This window comes from Streptomyces griseorubiginosus (assembly GCF_001514195.1).
Lineage (GTDB): Bacteria > Actinomycetota > Actinomycetes > Streptomycetales > Streptomycetaceae > Streptomyces > Streptomyces griseorubiginosus.
Genome location: NZ_KQ948736.1, coordinates 1,247,457 through 1,262,805, shown reverse-complemented (window position 1 = coordinate 1,262,805; position 15,349 = coordinate 1,247,457). Strand labels below are relative to the sequence as shown.

Annotated in this window: 11 protein-coding genes; 10 read left to right on the top strand and 1 reads right to left on the bottom strand. The window is 70.4% G+C overall.

Going from position 1 to position 15,349, the window contains the following annotated elements:
- Positions 1-605 precede the first annotated feature (605 nt).
- The 6 genes from AQJ54_RS18150 (at position 606) to AQJ54_RS18125 (ending at position 9,433) form a co-directional block, all read left to right on the top strand.
- Entirely contained in the window at positions 606-2,528 is a 1,923-nt protein-coding gene (locus tag AQJ54_RS18150; RefSeq protein ID WP_248845370.1) for a glycogen debranching N-terminal domain-containing protein, read from the top strand.
- A gap of 131 nt (positions 2,529-2,659) precedes the next feature.
- A complete protein-coding gene (locus AQJ54_RS18145) occupies positions 2,660-3,418 on the top strand; it encodes an NUDIX hydrolase (RefSeq protein WP_030326766.1) in 759 nt (252 codons plus the stop codon).
- Positions 3,419-3,458: 40 nt separating this feature from the next.
- Positions 3,459-5,411, top strand: coding sequence for an ABC transporter ATP-binding protein (locus tag AQJ54_RS18140; RefSeq protein WP_062238497.1), 1,953 nt, complete (start codon positions 3,459-3,461; stop codon positions 5,409-5,411).
- Positions 5,412-5,573: 162 nt separating this feature from the next.
- Positions 5,574-6,461 carry a FadR/GntR family transcriptional regulator gene (locus AQJ54_RS18135; protein WP_079069894.1) on the top strand — a complete coding sequence of 296 codons (888 nt, stop codon included), beginning with the start codon at positions 5,574-5,576 and terminating at the stop codon, positions 6,459-6,461.
- Between the two features lie 428 nt (positions 6,462-6,889).
- Positions 6,890-8,428, top strand: coding sequence for an RNA polymerase sigma factor (locus tag AQJ54_RS18130; RefSeq protein ID WP_062022919.1), 1,539 nt, complete (start codon positions 6,890-6,892; stop codon positions 8,426-8,428).
- Between the two features lie 120 nt (positions 8,429-8,548).
- Positions 8,549-9,433, top strand: coding sequence for a serine protease (locus tag AQJ54_RS18125; RefSeq protein WP_062238494.1), 885 nt, complete (start codon positions 8,549-8,551; stop codon positions 9,431-9,433).
- 103 nt (positions 9,434-9,536) lie between these two features.
- Here the strand turns inward: AQJ54_RS18125 and AQJ54_RS18120 are convergent, their stop codons facing one another.
- A complete protein-coding gene (locus AQJ54_RS18120; RefSeq protein ID WP_062022557.1) occupies positions 9,537-9,767 on the bottom strand; it encodes a DUF7455 domain-containing protein in 231 nt (76 codons plus the stop codon).
- Between the two features lie 442 nt (positions 9,768-10,209).
- On the opposite strand from AQJ54_RS18120, the gene AQJ54_RS18115 reads away from it, so the two are divergent.
- The 4 genes from AQJ54_RS18115 to AQJ54_RS18100 all read left to right on the top strand — a co-directional run bounded on the left by AQJ54_RS18115 (position 10,210) and on the right by AQJ54_RS18100 (position 15,299).
- The gene (locus AQJ54_RS18115; RefSeq protein WP_062022555.1) at positions 10,210-12,333 is read left to right on the top strand and encodes a DNA gyrase/topoisomerase IV subunit B; all 2,124 of its coding nucleotides are present in this window, start codon (positions 10,210-10,212) and stop codon (positions 12,331-12,333) included.
- Positions 12,334-12,931: 598 nt separating this feature from the next.
- Positions 12,932-13,456 (top strand): CcdC protein domain-containing protein, encoded by a 525-nt coding sequence (locus tag AQJ54_RS18110; protein ID WP_062022552.1) that lies wholly within the window; start codon positions 12,932-12,934, stop codon positions 13,454-13,456.
- Complete coding sequence (locus AQJ54_RS18105; protein WP_062238492.1) at positions 13,453-14,604, top strand: sensor histidine kinase; 1,152 nt, start codon at positions 13,453-13,455, stop codon at positions 14,602-14,604. The genes AQJ54_RS18110 and AQJ54_RS18105 overlap by 4 nt, the downstream gene beginning before the upstream one ends.
- Positions 14,601-15,299 carry a response regulator transcription factor gene (locus AQJ54_RS18100; protein ID WP_062238490.1) on the top strand — a complete coding sequence of 233 codons (699 nt, stop codon included), beginning with the start codon at positions 14,601-14,603 and terminating at the stop codon, positions 15,297-15,299. The genes AQJ54_RS18105 and AQJ54_RS18100 overlap by 4 nt, the downstream gene beginning before the upstream one ends.
- The last annotated feature ends 50 nt before the right edge of the window (positions 15,300-15,349 follow it).

The following is a 15,349-nucleotide window of genomic DNA, read 5'->3' as shown; positions in this document are numbered from 1 at the left end:
TTCACCTGAGTGGCGGAAAGCCCGACCGGGCTGTGCCGTCGCCCAGCACTTGTCCTTCAGTAGCCCCGCAGCTGGCAGAAGCCCCGCACCGGGCGCCGCACCCATCCGTGCCGCGCAGAGCGCAGAGGAAGCGACCCTTGCATCAGCCGACTCCGCCCTCCACCGACGACGCTCCGTCGGCCCGTGGTGCGCCGAAGGCGGCTTGGACCGGGAGCGTCGGACCGCCGCAGCGGGTGGTCACCGACACCGGCACACCCGAGCCGCAGTTCCCGACTGGCACACCCGAGCCGCAGTTCCCGACCGGCACACCCGAGCCGCGGTTCCCGACCGGCACACACCACACATCGGTGACCGCAGAGCACCGGGCGTCCGATCGATGGGGGAGTACGCCTTCGGCGTCGTGGGAGCGCGAGTCGTCTCCCCCGGCAGGGCCCGCGCGACGTCCGTCGACGCCGGTGGAGCCGAGTCGGACTACGGCTTCGGCCGGGAGCCGCTCCGCCCGGTTTCCGGGACCGGTACCGTCCGGGCCACCGCTGCCTCAGGGCGGCTCCTCGGGCCGCGGAGGACCGGCCGACCTCCCCCCTGCGCACTCGACCATCATCTGTGTGGCACTCCCGGGCCTCGCCATCTCCACAGCCCAGGGGCAGTTGACCGGCCAGGGGCTGGAGGGCTTCTACCGCGCGGGCCGGCGGGTGCTCTCCCGGTGCCAGGTCCGGGTCGCCGGCCGCGAACCGCTCCCTGTCCAGGCACGGGCGACCGCGGCCGATCGTGCACGCTTCGTCGCCGTCGTCCGGGTCTCCCCTGGCCCGAGCCCGGACCCCGACGTCGTCGTCGAACGAAGCCGCCACGCCGACGGGACGGAACGCATCACGCTGCGCAGCGCCGCCCCCCGCCCCCTGCGGCTGCCCGTGGAGGTGGCACTCGGCTCGGATCTGGCGGACCTGGGCGCCATCGCGTCGGGCCGAGCGGGACCTGAACTGTCCGCGAGCGTTCACGACTCCGGTCTGCGCTGGTCCGGCGCCTCCGGTGGGGCCTCGGTGACAGCAGACCCGCCCCCGAGTGACGCGCTGGCGTCGGCAGGCCTGCTGCGCTGGGAGTTCGAGCTGCCGCCCGGTGGCACGGCTGGTCTGGAGCTGCGCGTACGTCTCGACGGCGCAGCTCCCGTCCGGGCCGCCGGGCGTGCGTCGACCAGTCCCCTCGCTTCCGCCCGCGCGACGGGAGACCACCCAGCGCTCCAGCCTCTCCTGCACACGAGCATCGACGATCTCCGGTCCTTGCTGCTGCGCGACCCGGCACACCCCACCGACACCCATCTCGCGGCCGGAGTCCCCTGGCGCTGCGGACTGGCCCCGGCCGACGCACTCGCCGCGGCCCGCATGGCCCTGCCGCTCGGTACCGGGCTCGCCGCCGGGACACTCCGAACCCTCGCCCGCACCCAGCGACGAGGAAAGACGGGAACCCTCGAGGCACTGTCCGGAATGATCCCAGGACCACGCCGGGACGCGGGGGCACATTTGCCGCCCGGCTGTACCGGCACCGAAGCCACCCTGCTCTTCCCCGTGCTGCTCGCGGAGGCCTTCCGGTGGGGGCTCTCGCGACAGGAGACGGAAGACCTGCTCCCGACGGCCGAGCGCTGCCTGGGCTGGATGCGAGCGACCGTGGGGGAGGGGACCTATCTCCATGACCCGCAACCAGGTGGTCCGGCCCGCTGTGAGACGCAGGCCCACGCGCATCGCGCGGCCGTCCTCGGTGCGGATCTGCTCGACGCTTTCGATAGACCCGGTGCGACGGCGCTGCGGCAATGGGCTCGCGACCTGCGAACGGCCTTCCGGCGGGAATTCTGGATCGAGGACCGTGGTGGCGGCCGCCCGGCGGCGGCACGTGCTCCGGACGGCCGCCTCCTGCCGTACCTCGGAGCCACGGCCGTCCATCTCCTGGACACCGGTTTGCTCGGCGGCGGCGAACTGGCGCCCGGACTCCTCGACAGTGTGCACACCGAGCAACTCGCCCGGCTGCTCGGTGGCCCGGCCATGGATTCGGGATGGGGGCTGCGTGGCCTGGGTGCCAGGGAAGCGGGATACAACCCCTTCGGTCATCGCACGGGGGCCGTTCGCGTCCACGAGACGGCTGTCGCTGTCGCGGGGCTGGCCGCCGCCGGGTACGAGAAGGAGGCCGGCTCCCTCCTGCGAGGTCTGCTCGCGGCCTCCGAGACCTTCGGCCACCGGCTCCCAGAGATGTTCGCCGGAGAACAGCGCTCGGAGGGGAGCGCTCCGCTGCCTCATCCGGCGGCCTGTCGTCCCGCCGCGACCGCAGCGGCTGCGGGAGTGCTGTTGCTGAGTGCCCTGGCGGGAGTCCGCCCGGACGCCCCGGCGGGAACCGTCACCCTGCGTCCCATGCGCAGCGTGCCTCTCGGCGAGATCGGACTGACCGGGCTGAGGATCGCGGGCGCCCCGTTCTCGGTACGGGTCAGCAGACTCGGGCTCGCCATGGTCGAGGAGGCTGCCGAAGGACTACAACTGGGGTCGTGACCTCGTACGACATCGCCTCGGGCAGTAGCCGCGAACAAGAGGTGGAATCTGCCCTGGGGAGCAGTGGATCAACCGTTGCCGCGACAGGCGAAGGGAGTGTTTATCGTCAGGCAGACGACTATGATCGCCGCATGCCCTACGACCCGTCAGCCTTTCCGCCCTTCGCCGTCACCGTGGATCTGGTCGTACTGACCGTGCGTCGCCACGCCCTGTGCGCGCTCGCGGTGCGCAGGGGCGAGCCGCCGTTCCAGGGGCGCTGGGCACTGCCAGGCGGCTTCGTACGGGCCGACGAGGATCTGGCGCAGGCAGCAGCCCGGGAACTGGCCGAGGAGACCGGACTGCGCGCACACGACCCGGCTGTCCCCGTCCAGGACAACGGCGCGCACCTGGAACAGCTGGCGACCTACGGTGACCCCAAGCGTGATCCTCGGATGCGCGTGGTGAGCGTCGCCCATTTGGCTCTGGCCCCTGATCTGCCCGCTCCCCGGGCAGGTGGCGATGCCAGCAACGCACGCTGGGCGCCTGTCGAGGAGCTGTTGCAGCAGGGCGGTTACGGTCGCGACGGGGAACCGGTCGCGCCGCTGGCCTTCGACCACGCGCAGATTCTGTCGGACGGTGTGGAGCGAGCCCGCTCGAAGATCGAGTACTCGTCGCTGGCCACCGCGTTCTGCCCGCCCGAGTTCACCGTCGGTGAGCTGCGTCGCGTCTACGAGGCGGTGTGGGGCGTTGCACTCGACCCGCGCAACTTCCACCGCAAGGTGACGGGTACGCCGGGCTTCCTGGTCCCCACCGGTGGTACGACCACGCGGCAAGGCGGGCGCCCCGCTCAGCTCTTCCGCGCCGGCGGCGCCACTCTGCTCAACCCCCCGATGCTGCGCCCCGAAGTGTGACGCCATCGAAAACCGGACATAACGCGCTATCTTGCTACGGGTGATCCAGGCCTTCGGACTGACCAGCACCTCCCGCAAGGACCTCCCGCTCGCGGTCGACGACGTGTCCTTCGAAGCCCGTCCGGGCCGCGTCACCGCGCTTCTCGGAGCGACGGGCGCGGGCAAGACCTCGGCGCTCAGACTCATGCTCGAACTCCAACAGGGCCGTGGCATCACCCAGTTCAGAGGGCGTCCGCTGCACCGCATCGCACATCCCTCGCGCGAGGTCGGCGTGCTCCTGGGCGATGTGCCAGGCCATCCCGCGCGCACGGTCCGCGGGCATCTGCGGATGCTGTGCGCGGCGGCCGGTGTGCCGGTCAGGCGCGCCGACGAGGTGCTCGAAGCGGTGGGGCTGGTCAGTCTGCGCGACGAGCGTCTCGGCACGCTGTCGCGCGGCATGGACCGCCGCCTGGGTCTGGCCTGTGCCCTGCTGCCCAACCCGCACAGCCTCGTACTGGACGAGCCGGCCGAAGGTCTCTCCAGCGGGGAGAGTCGCTGGCTGCACGGCATGCTGCGAGCGCACGCCGTCCGAGGCGGCACGGTCCTGTTCACCACGGCCGAGCCCAAGGAGGCCGCGCGCGTGGCGGATCGGGTCGTCACGCTCGAACAGGGCAGACTCGCCGCCGACCAGGAGGCCCCGGAGTTCGCGCGCACCAGGCTGCGCCCCCGTGTCGCCGTACGGAGTCCTCACGCCGTCCGCCTCGCTGCCCTGCTGGCCAAGGAGGCGCGGGCGGCGCACCGTTCCGTCGAGGTCGTCCGGGAGGGCGGCAACCGGCTGTCCGTGTACGGCGGTACGTGTGCCGAAGTCGGCGAGATCGCGTTCCGTCACGGCATTCTCGTGCACCAACTCGCGGATGAGACCGGGGACATGGGTCCGGGCGCGGGGTTCTTGCCAGGGGAGGAGACCCCTGGAGGGCGCCGCCGTCCAGGAAGCCCGGACTCGGGTGTGGGCGCCCCGGAGACCGAGGCCGGGGGAGGCGCTGAGGCCGGCGAGGACGCGCACGGTGGCCGGTCGCGGCACGGCAGCAGCCTGGAGGCTGACAGCGAACGCCTGCGGCACACCGGTCAGGAGGCCCGCAGCGACTCGCCGGAAGAGAGCGTGCACAGCGGCTCGGCTCCCGGCAAAGCCTCGGCGTCCCCCGCCCTCCCCTCCCCCCTCCCGCCCCCCATCTCCGTCAGGACCGCCGCCGGCCCCCTGCGCCCTCTCCGCTACGAAATCCGGCGCGCGACAGGGATCGGCACCGGCTTCCTCACCGCCGCGGCCGTACTCGTGACGTCCGCCCTCACCGCCGTACTCCTGGCGCGGGTCGGTCACACCCCGCAAGCCCGCCTGCTGGCCGCATGGCCCAGAGAACTGCCGCTGCCCCCTGCGGCTCTCGGAGCGGGACTGCTCGGCGCGCTCGCCTTCGGCGACGAGTTCCGCCACCCCGCCCTGGCCGCGGACCGCGGCACCGTACCCCGCCGACTGGGGCTGCTCACCGCGAAACTCGTCGTCGCCGCGGTCACCGCACTGCTGCTGGCTCTTCTCGCGGTGGGCTGCGACGCCGAAGTGCTGTACCTCGTCTACGGACGGGAGCTCACGGAAGTTCCCGGCGACTGGTTGGTGTTGAGCGCGAGTTGGATCGGACTCGTGATCGGGTGCGCCTGGGCAGGCGTCCTGGCCGCCGGCATCTTCCGGTCGACCACGGCCGGGCTCGCCGCGGTGGTATCGGTGCCCGTCCTCGGCGTACCCCTCGTACAGAGGGTCCTGGAGGGGGCGTCCGTGCGAACCGCGGCCGGACTGCCCGCGCGGCTGCGTGAGGTCTTCCTGGTCCAGTGGCCCTTTGGTGGAGGGCGCTATCTGGCCGGAGCGGTACGCGTGATCGTTCAACCTGTGGGTGGCGCACTGACGTTGTCGCTGACCGCTCTGCTGTGTGCATATCTGCTCACGAGCCTGCGCGGCAGGGTTCGATGACGACCGTCCGTGCCGTTCCGGTCCCGACGTGCGCACAACTCCCCGGTGAAAGCGCATTTCTTTCCGATAAGGCGTCAATTGCGACGGGGTGAGCGATCACCCTTTCGTGTGCTTTTCACCAAAGACCTCAAGGGAGTTGGAGGCGACGCCGACAAAGGATCCGTGAGTACCCTTGCGCACACCATGATGACCGCCGCCCGCTCCGCCGACTCCGGTCTGGCCGGCCCGGGCGAACTCGACCGCTACCCCTACGCCGAGGCCCCGGCTGTCGGCCGGGTCGGAGCCTCCATGTGGGACGGCTCGGACCCGGAGCTGGGCCGCGTGGGCCGACGAGCCGCCGGCAGCCGCGGGCGCGGACTGCACGGCCAACTCGTCCAGCAGCTCGGACAGATGATCGTCTCCGGTGATCTGGGCGCCGACCGCCCGCTCGTCCCCGAGGAGATCGGACAGCGCTTCGAGGTCTCCCGCACTGTCGTCCGTGAGTCGCTCCGCGTCCTCGAGGCCAAGGGCCTGGTCAGTGCCCGCCCGAACGTCGGCACGCGCGTGCGTCCCGTCAGCGACTGGAACCTCCTGGACCCGGACATCATCGAATGGCGGGCCTTCGGACCGCAGCGCGACGATCAGCGCCGCGAGCTGAGCGAGCTGCGCTGGACGATCGAGCCGCTCGCCGCGCGCCTGGCCGCCGGACACGGCCGTGACGACGTCCAGCAGCGCCTCGGCGACATGGTCGAGATCATGGGACACGCCATGAACCAGGGCGACGCGCTCACCTTCTCCCGCGCCGACGCCGAGTTCCACTCCCTGCTCATCCAGGTCGCGGGCAACCGCATGCTGGAGCACCTCTCCGGGATCGTCTCGGCCGCCCTCCAGGTCTCCGGCGGCCCGGTCACCGGATGCGACCGGCCGAACGAGTCGTCGTTGGCGCACCACGGCCGGATCGTCGACGCGCTCGCCACCGGCGACGGCATGGCAGCGGAAGCGGCCATGCGGCAACTTCTGACCGTCCACCCCGAGGTGGAGCGCGTGGTGCCCGCCCCGCGCGAGCACTGACCGCGCGTAGCGGGCGGCGCGGCCGGGGATGCCTTCCCCTTCCCGCAGCATCGTTCGGCCGTCGAACCGCCGCCGTCGGACCCCGCAGGGTCTACAGGGACCCTGCGGGGTCCGACGGCGCGCAGGGGTGAGAGCATTTCCGGGCATCGCCGACCGGAGCCACCGGCTGACCATGTCTGCCCGTGTCTGACCGTTTTTGGTTACTTACGGGGTGTGACTCGGGCCACGCAGATTGGGCGTAACGCTCGTGGAAACAGCGCGATGACCTAAGAGGTGACAGCCGCGGAGGGAATACGGACGCCGTTCAAGGCGCTGTGCATCTTCCCCGGCCCCCGCCCGCGCCGTCGGCCCTTCCCAGGTCGGTGGTCGGCTCCAGTCCGTCATGGACGGGGCCGGAAGCCGTTTTCCAACGTTCCGAGAGGTTGTTCGTGTCGGCCAGCACATCCCGTACGCTCCCGCCGGAGATCGCCGAGTCCGTCTCTGTCATGGCTCTCATTGAGCGGGGAAAGGCTGAGGGGCAGATCGCCGGCGACGACGTGCGTCGGGCCTTCGAAGCTGACCAGATTCCGGCCACTCAGTGGAAGAACGTACTGCGCAGCCTCAACCAGATCCTCGAGGAAGAGGGTGTGACGCTGATGGTCAGTGCCGCGGAGCCCAAGCGCACCCGAAAGAGCGTCGCAGCGAAGAGTCCGGCCAAGCGCACCGCCACCAAGACGGTCGCGGCGAAGACGGTGACCACGAAGAAGGCCACCGCCACCGCCACCCCTGCGGCTCCCGCCGCCGAGCCCGCTGTCGAGGGCGAGGAGCCCACGAAGCCCGCCGTGAAGAAGGCGGTCGCCACCAAGAAGGCGGCCGTGAAGAAGACCGTCGCCACCAAGAAGACCGCGGCGGCCAAGAAGACGACCGCCAAGAAGGACGACGCCGAGGCCATCGAGGAAGAGGTCCTCGAGGAGATCAAGCCCGGCGAAGAGGAAGAGGAGGGGGCCGAGAACAAGGGCTTCGTCCTCTCCGACGACGACGAGGACGACGCTCCGGCCCAGCAGGTCGCCGTCGCCGGCGCCACCGCCGACCCCGTCAAGGACTACCTCAAGCAGATCGGCAAGGTCCCCCTGCTCAACGCCGAGCAGGAGGTCGAGCTCGCCAAGCGCATCGAGGCCGGTCTGTTCGCCGAGGACAAGCTGGCCAACGCCGACAAGCTCGCTCCCAAGCTCAAGCGCGAGCTGGAGATCATCGCCGAGGACGGCCGCCGCGCCAAGAACCACCTCCTGGAGGCCAACCTCCGTCTGGTGGTCTCCCTGGCCAAGCGCTACACCGGCCGCGGCATGCTCTTCCTGGACCTCATCCAGGAGGGCAACCTCGGTCTGATCCGCGCGGTCGAGAAGTTCGACTACACCAAGGGCTACAAGTTCTCCACGTACGCCACCTGGTGGATCCGTCAGGCGATCACCCGCGCGATGGCCGACCAGGCCCGCACCATCCGTATCCCGGTGCACATGGTCGAGGTCATCAACAAGCTCGCGCGCGTGCAGCGCCAGATGCTCCAGGACCTGGGCCGCGAGCCCACCCCGGAGGAGCTGGCCAAGGAACTCGACATGACCCCGGAGAAGGTCATCGAGGTCCAGAAGTACGGCCGCGAGCCCATCTCCCTGCACACCCCGCTGGGCGAGGACGGCGACAGCGAGTTCGGTGACCTCATCGAGGACTCCGAGGCCGTCGTCCCGGCCGACGCGGTCAGCTTCACGCTCCTTCAGGAGCAGTTGCACTCCGTGCTCGACACCCTGTCCGAGCGCGAGGCGGGCGTCGTCTCGATGCGCTTCGGTCTCACCGACGGTCAGCCGAAGACCCTCGACGAGATCGGCAAGGTGTACGGCGTCACGCGCGAGCGCATCCGCCAGATCGAGTCGAAGACCATGTCGAAGCTGCGACACCCGTCGCGTTCGCAGGTGCTGCGCGACTACCTCGACTAGGTCGTAGTCGTACGACACCGAAGGCCCGGTCCCTGCCCAGGGGCCGGGCCTTCGTGCTGCGCGCACAGGCGCCCTGCATGACTCTGGGTTTCCGATCACCACACGGAGTGAGGAGCATGCATGCGTCGTCCCATTGCCCGGACGCTGACCGGGCCGCTGGTTCTGGCGGCCGTGGCCGCGGCCATACCGCTGGTGGCGGCCGCCCCTGCGGCGGCCGACAGCATTGTCGTCGGGGGATTCCCGGTCGATGTGTCCACGGCACCCTGGACGGTGGCCCTGTCCAGCCGTGACCGGTTCGGGGGTACGCGCGCCGGGCAGTTCTGCGGCGGTGTCGCCGTCGACCCGACCACGGTGCTCACCGCGGCCCACTGCATGGGCGAGAACGTGCTGGGGGCGCCACCGGAGCGGGTGCGCGACCTCCGGGTCATCGCGGGGCGTACGGACCTGCTCTCGGACCAGGGAGCGGAGATCGCCGTACGCCAGGTCTGGGTGAATCCCGGTTATGACCCGCAGACCAACGCGGGGGACTTCGCGGTCATCACGCTCGCCCAGCCCGTCCCGCAGAGCGCTGTGATCGGCATGGCGGCCGCCGGTGATCGCGCATATGCGGCCGGTACGCCCGCCACGGTGTACGGCTGGGGCGACATCACGGGCGGGGGTGACTACGCCCGAAGCCTGCGGGCCGCACAGGTGCATGTGATGTCGGACACGCGATGCCGTGAGGCCTATCCGGGTACGGCCGAGGGCACCTACCTCGCCGACAGCATGCTGTGCGCCGGGGAGGAGCGTGGCGGCCGCGACTCCTGCCAGGGGGACAGCGGGGGTCCGCTGGTCGCACAGGGGAAGCTGGTCGGACTCGTGTCCTGGGGGAACGGCTGCGGGCGCGCGGGCTGGCCCGGCGTCTACACGCGCGTGTCCGACGTCATGCGGACTCTGGACCAGCAGGGGCCCCCAGGGGCCGTCTCGGCACCGCGGACCGGTGCAGGAGCGCCTCAGAGGCGCTGAGCGGTCTCGTACGAGCCATGAGCAAGGGCGGCTGCCCCTGGGTGCAGGGGCAGCCGCCCTTATGCCGACCTGTGTCGGCGCCGGCTCGTCGTGGACGCGAGTGTCAGCGCTCTTCTTCGGAGGCGGTAGCGGGAACGGCCGTGAGCCGCTCCGTCTCGTCCTGTATCTCAGCGGCGATCTTCTTGAGTTCCGGCTCGAACTTGCGACCGTGGTGGGCGCAGAAGAGCAGTTCTCCGCCGCTGATCAGGACGACGCGTACGTACGCCTGGGCGCCGCAGCGGTCGCAGCGGTCTGCGGCCGTCAACGGGCTCGCGGGGGTCAGAACAGTAGTCACGTCGCCTCTTCTCTAGCTCGACGAGCTGTCGTACCAGGGTCAACATCCAACCAGCCCCAAAACGTTCCCGCTCGGGGCTTCTCCCAGAGAGAAATTTTCCGGACGGCTGGCTGCTGCCGGTTTGGCGGCGAATGTGCCGTATTGCGTGTCTGTGTGTCTTACGGTTTCGCGCTGGTCGGTCAAGGTCGGTCCCGCCGGCTGGGTTGCCGGTTGTTCATGAGGACGTGCCCGGAGCCTAAATGGTTCATGCCCCCGAGGGAACGTGATATGTACTTCACCCCATCGAGGGATCGAACAGGTATGCGACTCTGGATTAGTCTGTCTTCCGCACGAGGGTGGCGTTACAACGGCTCTACCAGGCCTCGGTACCCTCATGGCGGCTACCGATGCCGCGCCCTTACCCAGAAGGGCCCCACCTGAAATTCAGCGAGGAGCGAACCGCGTGACCGCCGAGACGTCCGTGCCGTCCACAGCTCTGCTGGCAGGAGCAGACCGGGACGGTTCCAACTACACCGCGCGGCACCTGCTCGTCCTCGAGGGGCTCGAGGCCGTACGCAAGCGCCCGGGTATGTACATCGGCTCGACCGACAGCCGTGGTCTCATGCACTGCCTGTGGGAGATCATCGACAACTCCGTCGATGAGGCCCTGGGCGGGTACTGCGACCACATCGAGGTGATCCTCCACGACGACGCCTCCGTGGAGGTCCGGGACAACGGCCGGGGCATCCCGGTCGACGTCGAGCCCAAGACCGGCCTGTCCGGTGTCGAGGTCGTCATGACCAAGCTGCACGCCGGCGGCAAGTTCGGAGGCGGCTCGTACGCGGCCTCCGGCGGTCTGCACGGTGTGGGCGCCTCCGTGGTCAACGCCCTGTCCGCGCGACTGGACGTCGAGGTCGACCGCGGCGGTCACACCCACGCGATCAGCTTCCGACGCGGCGTGCCGGGTGCCTTCGCGGCGACCGGGCCCGACGCCAAGTTCGACGCCACGAGCGGCCTGCGCAAGACCAAGAAGATCCCCAAGACCCGGACCGGCACGCGTGTGCGGTACTGGGCCGACCGCCAGATCTTCCTCAAGGACGCCAAGCTCTCCCTGGAGAACCTCCACCAGCGCGCCCGCCAGACGGCGTTCCTGGTGCCCGGCCTGACCATCGTCGTCCGCGACGAGTTCGGTCTCGGCGAGGGCGGCAGCAAGGGCGAGGAGTCCTTCCGCTTCGACGGCGGCATCAGCGAGTTCTGCGAGTACCTGGCCACCGACAAGCCGGTCAACGACGTCCTCCGCTTCTCCGGCCAGGGCACCTTCAGGGAGACCGTCCCGGTCCTGGACGAACACGGCCAGATGACCCCGACCCAGGTCACCCGTGAGCTCGACGTCGATGTCGCGATGCGCTGGGGCACGGGATACGACACGACCTTGAAGTCGTTCGTGAACATCATCGCCACCCCCAAGGGCGGCACCCACGTGGCCGGCTTCGAGACGGCCGTCACCAGCACGATGAACGAAGTGCTGCGTGCCAAGAAGCTGCTGCGCGTCGCCGAGGACGACATCGTCAAGGACGACGCTCTCGAGGGCCTCACCGCGGTCGTCACCGTCCGCCTGGCCGAGCCCCAGTTCGAGGGCCAGACCAAGGAGGTCCTCGGCACCTCGGCGGCCCGCCGCATCGTGAACACCGTCATCTCCAGGGAGCTCAAGGCCTTCCTGACGTCCACGAAGCGGGACGCCGCGGCCCAGGCCCGGGTCGTGATGGAGAAGGCCGTCGCCGCGGCGCGCACGCGCATCGCGGCCCGCCAGCACAAGGACGCCCAGCGCCGGAAGACGGCCCTGGAGTCCTCCACGCTGCCGGCCAAGCTCGCCGACTGCCGCAGCGACGACGTCGACCGCAGTGAGCTGTTCATCGTCGAGGGAGACTCCGCGCTCGGTACCGCGAAGCTCGCCCGGAACTCCGAGTTCCAGGCGCTGCTGCCGATCCGCGGCAAGATCCTCAACGTGCAGAAGTCGTCCGTCACCGACATGCTCAAGAACGTCGAGTGCGGCGCCATCATCCAGGTCATAGGGGCGGGCTCGGGCCGGACGTTCGACATCGACGCCGCCCGCTACGGCAAGATCATCATGATGACCGACGCCGACGTCGACGGATCGCACATCCGCTGCCTGCTGCTGACGCTGTTCCAGCGCTACATGCGGCCCATGGTGGAGGCGGGCCGGGTGTTCGCGGCGGTGCCGCCGCTGCACCGGATCGAGCTCGTCCAGCCGAAGAAGGGGCAGGACAAGTACGTCTACACGTACTCGGACCGCGAGCTGCGCGAGAAGCTGCTGGAGTTCCAGAGCAAGGGGGTCCGCTACAAGGACGCCATCCAGCGGTACAAGGGCCTCGGCGAGATGGACGCCGACCAGTTGGCCGAGACGACGATGGACCCCCGGCACCGGACTCTGCGCCGGATCAACCTCGCCGATCTCGAGGCCGCCGAGCAGGTCTTCGATCTGCTGATGGGCAATGACGTGGCGCCCCGGAAGGAGTTCATCTCCGGGTCGGCCGCGACACTGGACCGGTCGCGCATCGACGCGTAGTCGCTGCGCTGGGCTCGGGCGGGGCTGCGATCGGCCTCGTCCGGGCTTCGGGTCTCGTCCGGGCTTCGGGCTGGTTTGGCGGTCACGCGCATCGTGGCTTCGGTTTTTGTGGCCGGGTCGGGTGGCTTGCGCGGGTGTGGCCGGGTCGGGTGGCTTGCGCGGGTGTGGTCGGGGTGGGTGGTCGGCGCGGCCTCTTCACCTTGGGGACGGGTGATGGCCGCGGGTGCAACGGGATCAGGGCCCGGCGTCCGACTCTGTCGGTGGTGGCCGGCGGTCGATGCCTGCCGACTGGGCTGCGGTGACGGATGAAGTAGGTTCGTCGACTGCGTTGCCTGGCGGGGCTTCCGGGGCAGCGTCCACGCGGCGGTTCCTACGGCCGGCGGAACGGCCTTCGACTCGGCGGTCATTTCTCACGTCACGCGCAGGTCCAGCCGCCGTCGACCAGGGCGTCTCCACCCGAGGGTGGAGGGCGCGGCCCCCGCGGAATCCACCCGTGATCCACCCCCGCTCCGATCTCCCGACCTGCGGATTTCCGTAGCTTCGAAGGTGTCGGCGGCATCCGCTGCCGGCGGTCCCTTCCTCGCTCACGGAGGCTGTGATGTCCGGGCTCGTCGATGCGTTGCTGATCGTGGTCGCGGTGATCGTGGTGATCGCCCGGCAGTTCCGCGCAAGCCGGATCGACACCGGGCGGCGCTGGTGGCTGCTCCCCGTGATCCTGGCCGTCGTGGCGCTCCGGGAGGCGGGGCTGGTGGACCCCCGGCATCACACGGCATCGCTCACCCTGCTCGTCGCCGAGCTGCTCACCGGCCTCGCCATCGGAGCCGGATGGGCGTGGACCAGCCGCATCTGGACCGAGCCGGACGGGACGGTGTGGAGCAGGAGCACCAAAGCGAGCGGAGCCGTCTGGTGCGTCGGCATCGGGCTGCGCGTCGGCCTCTTCGCGCTCGGTGCGGCGATAGGTGTCCACCAGGACTCCTCCGCGCTGCTGCTCGCTCTGGCCGCCACCCTCCTGGTGCGCTCCGCGATCCTGGTCTGGCGTGCGCAGTCGCTGCGCCCGGCCGTCGCCCCGGCACCGGCGTACGGTGAGCGCATGTTCGAGTCCACGGGGAAGGTGCGCGGGTGACGGAGAACAGCTGGACCCGCTGGCCCTCCCGGGAGGCGCTCACCCGTGAGGCGGCCACGCGCCCCCGGCGGGTGCTCGGCTGGGTCACACGGGCGCTGGTGCTCGCCATGCTGCTGTGGGGGGCCTTCAACGGCACCCATGTCCGTGGCTGGGGTGTGCTCGTGGCGGTGGCTGCGATCCTTTCGGCCGCGGTCGCCGGCTGGGCACTCTTCCGCACCACCCTGGCGCACCGGCTCTGGCCCTCCCTGGCGCTCTACAGCCTCCTTATGGTGATCGCGGTCGTGGCCCAGGCCGCCGACTTCGGAGTGATCGCCCTGGTCCTGTGGTGCGGCTGCGCCATCACCGCGCTGGAGCGGCTGCCCATCGCGGCCGCCCTGCCGGTGACCGTGGTCGCCCTCGCCCTGTACGCCGCGGTCAACGACGACGCATGGCTGACCACCCTGGCCACCACCGCGGGACTCGCCCTGGCCGGCTACGTCCTGCGGCTGGACGCCGAGGCACGCGGCAGCGCCCAGCGGCTGCTCACCCAGGAGCGGGCGGCCCGAGCGGCCGAGGCGGAGTCCGCGGCACTCGGGGAGCGGGCCCGCATCGCCCGGGAGATCCACGACGTGCTGGCACACAGCCTCTCGGCTCAACTGGTGCATCTGGAGGCGGCACGGCTGCTGATAGAGGGTGGGGCCGACCGGGACCAGATCCTCGAACGAGTGGTCGCGGCCCGGGGCATGGCGCGCGACGGTCTCGCCGAGACGCGGCAGGCACTGTCGGCCCTGCGCGGGGACATGACCCCGCTGGAGGACTTCCTGAGTCAGCTCGTGGGCACGGACGACGGGGCCGAAGCCACCATTTCGGGTGAGCGCAGGCCCTTGCCGGCCGAGGCGTCGCAAGCGGTGCGCAGGGTCGCCCAGGAGGCCCTGACCAACGTCCGCAAGCACGCGCCGGGAGCCAAGGTCCGGATGCGGCTCGAGTACGGCGAGCACCAGGTGACGCTGGTGGTCCGGGACTCCGGTGGTTCGCCGGGTGAACTCACCACCACCGGAGGCGGGTACGGTCTGCTGGGGATGCGGGAGCGCGCCGAACTGCTGGGCGGTTCGCTGGACGCGGGGCCGGACGACGAGGGGTTCATGGTGACGTTGAGGGTGCCGGTATGACGGAGGGGGCGCAGACGAAGCCCGCGCGGGTGGTCGTGGCGGACGACCAGACCGTGGTCCGCGAAGGCATCGTGATGTTGCTCGGCCTGCTGCCCGGGATCGAGGTTGTTGGTGCCGCGGGGGACGGCGAGCAGGCGGTGCAGCTGGTCGCGGAACTCGCCCCGGACGTGGTGCTGATGGACCTGCGCATGCCCCGCTGCGACGGGGTGGAGGCGACCCGGCGGATCCGGGCCGAGCACCCCGGCACACAGGTCGTGGTGCTGACGACGTTCGCGGACGACGACTCGCTGTTCCCCGCGCTCAAGGCGGGAGCCCGGGGCTATCTCACCAAGGACGCGGGAGGCGACGAGATCGTACGGGCCGTGCACAGCGTGCTCTCCGGGGACGCGGGACTCTCGCCGAGCATCCAGCGACGGCTCCTTGAGCGGCTGTCGCAACCCGAGCCGCCTCAACCGACGGCCAGCTCCGTGGAACCGCCCGACGGGCTCACCGCCCGGGAGGTCGAGGTGCTGGCGCTGATCGCCGAAGGGCTCAGCAACCAGGAGATCGCCCGCGCACTGCACGTCTCCACCGCCACGGTGAAGACCCACATCAACAACCTGTTCGCCAAGGCGGGACTCAAGGACCGTGCACAGGCGGTGCGTTACGCCTATGCGAAGGGACTTGTGCGGCCACCGACGGGAGGAGTCACCTGATGGGGTGAAGTGCGCGGGGAAGGAGAGTCGGGGGTCGTCCCGTTCTGTCC

Excerpts from the sequence above, each read along its gene's own strand:
- AQJ54_RS18145 (WP_030326766.1), top strand. The coding sequence starts at position 2,660 with ATGCCCTACGACCCGTCAGCCTTTCCGCCCTTCGCCGTCACCGTGGAT.
- AQJ54_RS18125 (WP_062238494.1), top strand. The coding sequence starts at position 8,549 with ATGCGTCGTCCCATTGCCCGGACGCTGACCGGGCCGCTGGTTCTGGCG.
- AQJ54_RS18110 (WP_062022552.1), top strand. The coding sequence starts at position 12,932 with ATGTCCGGGCTCGTCGATGCGTTGCTGATCGTGGTCGCGGTGATCGTG.
- AQJ54_RS18100 (WP_062238490.1), top strand. The coding sequence starts at position 14,601 with ATGACGGAGGGGGCGCAGACGAAGCCCGCGCGGGTGGTCGTGGCGGAC.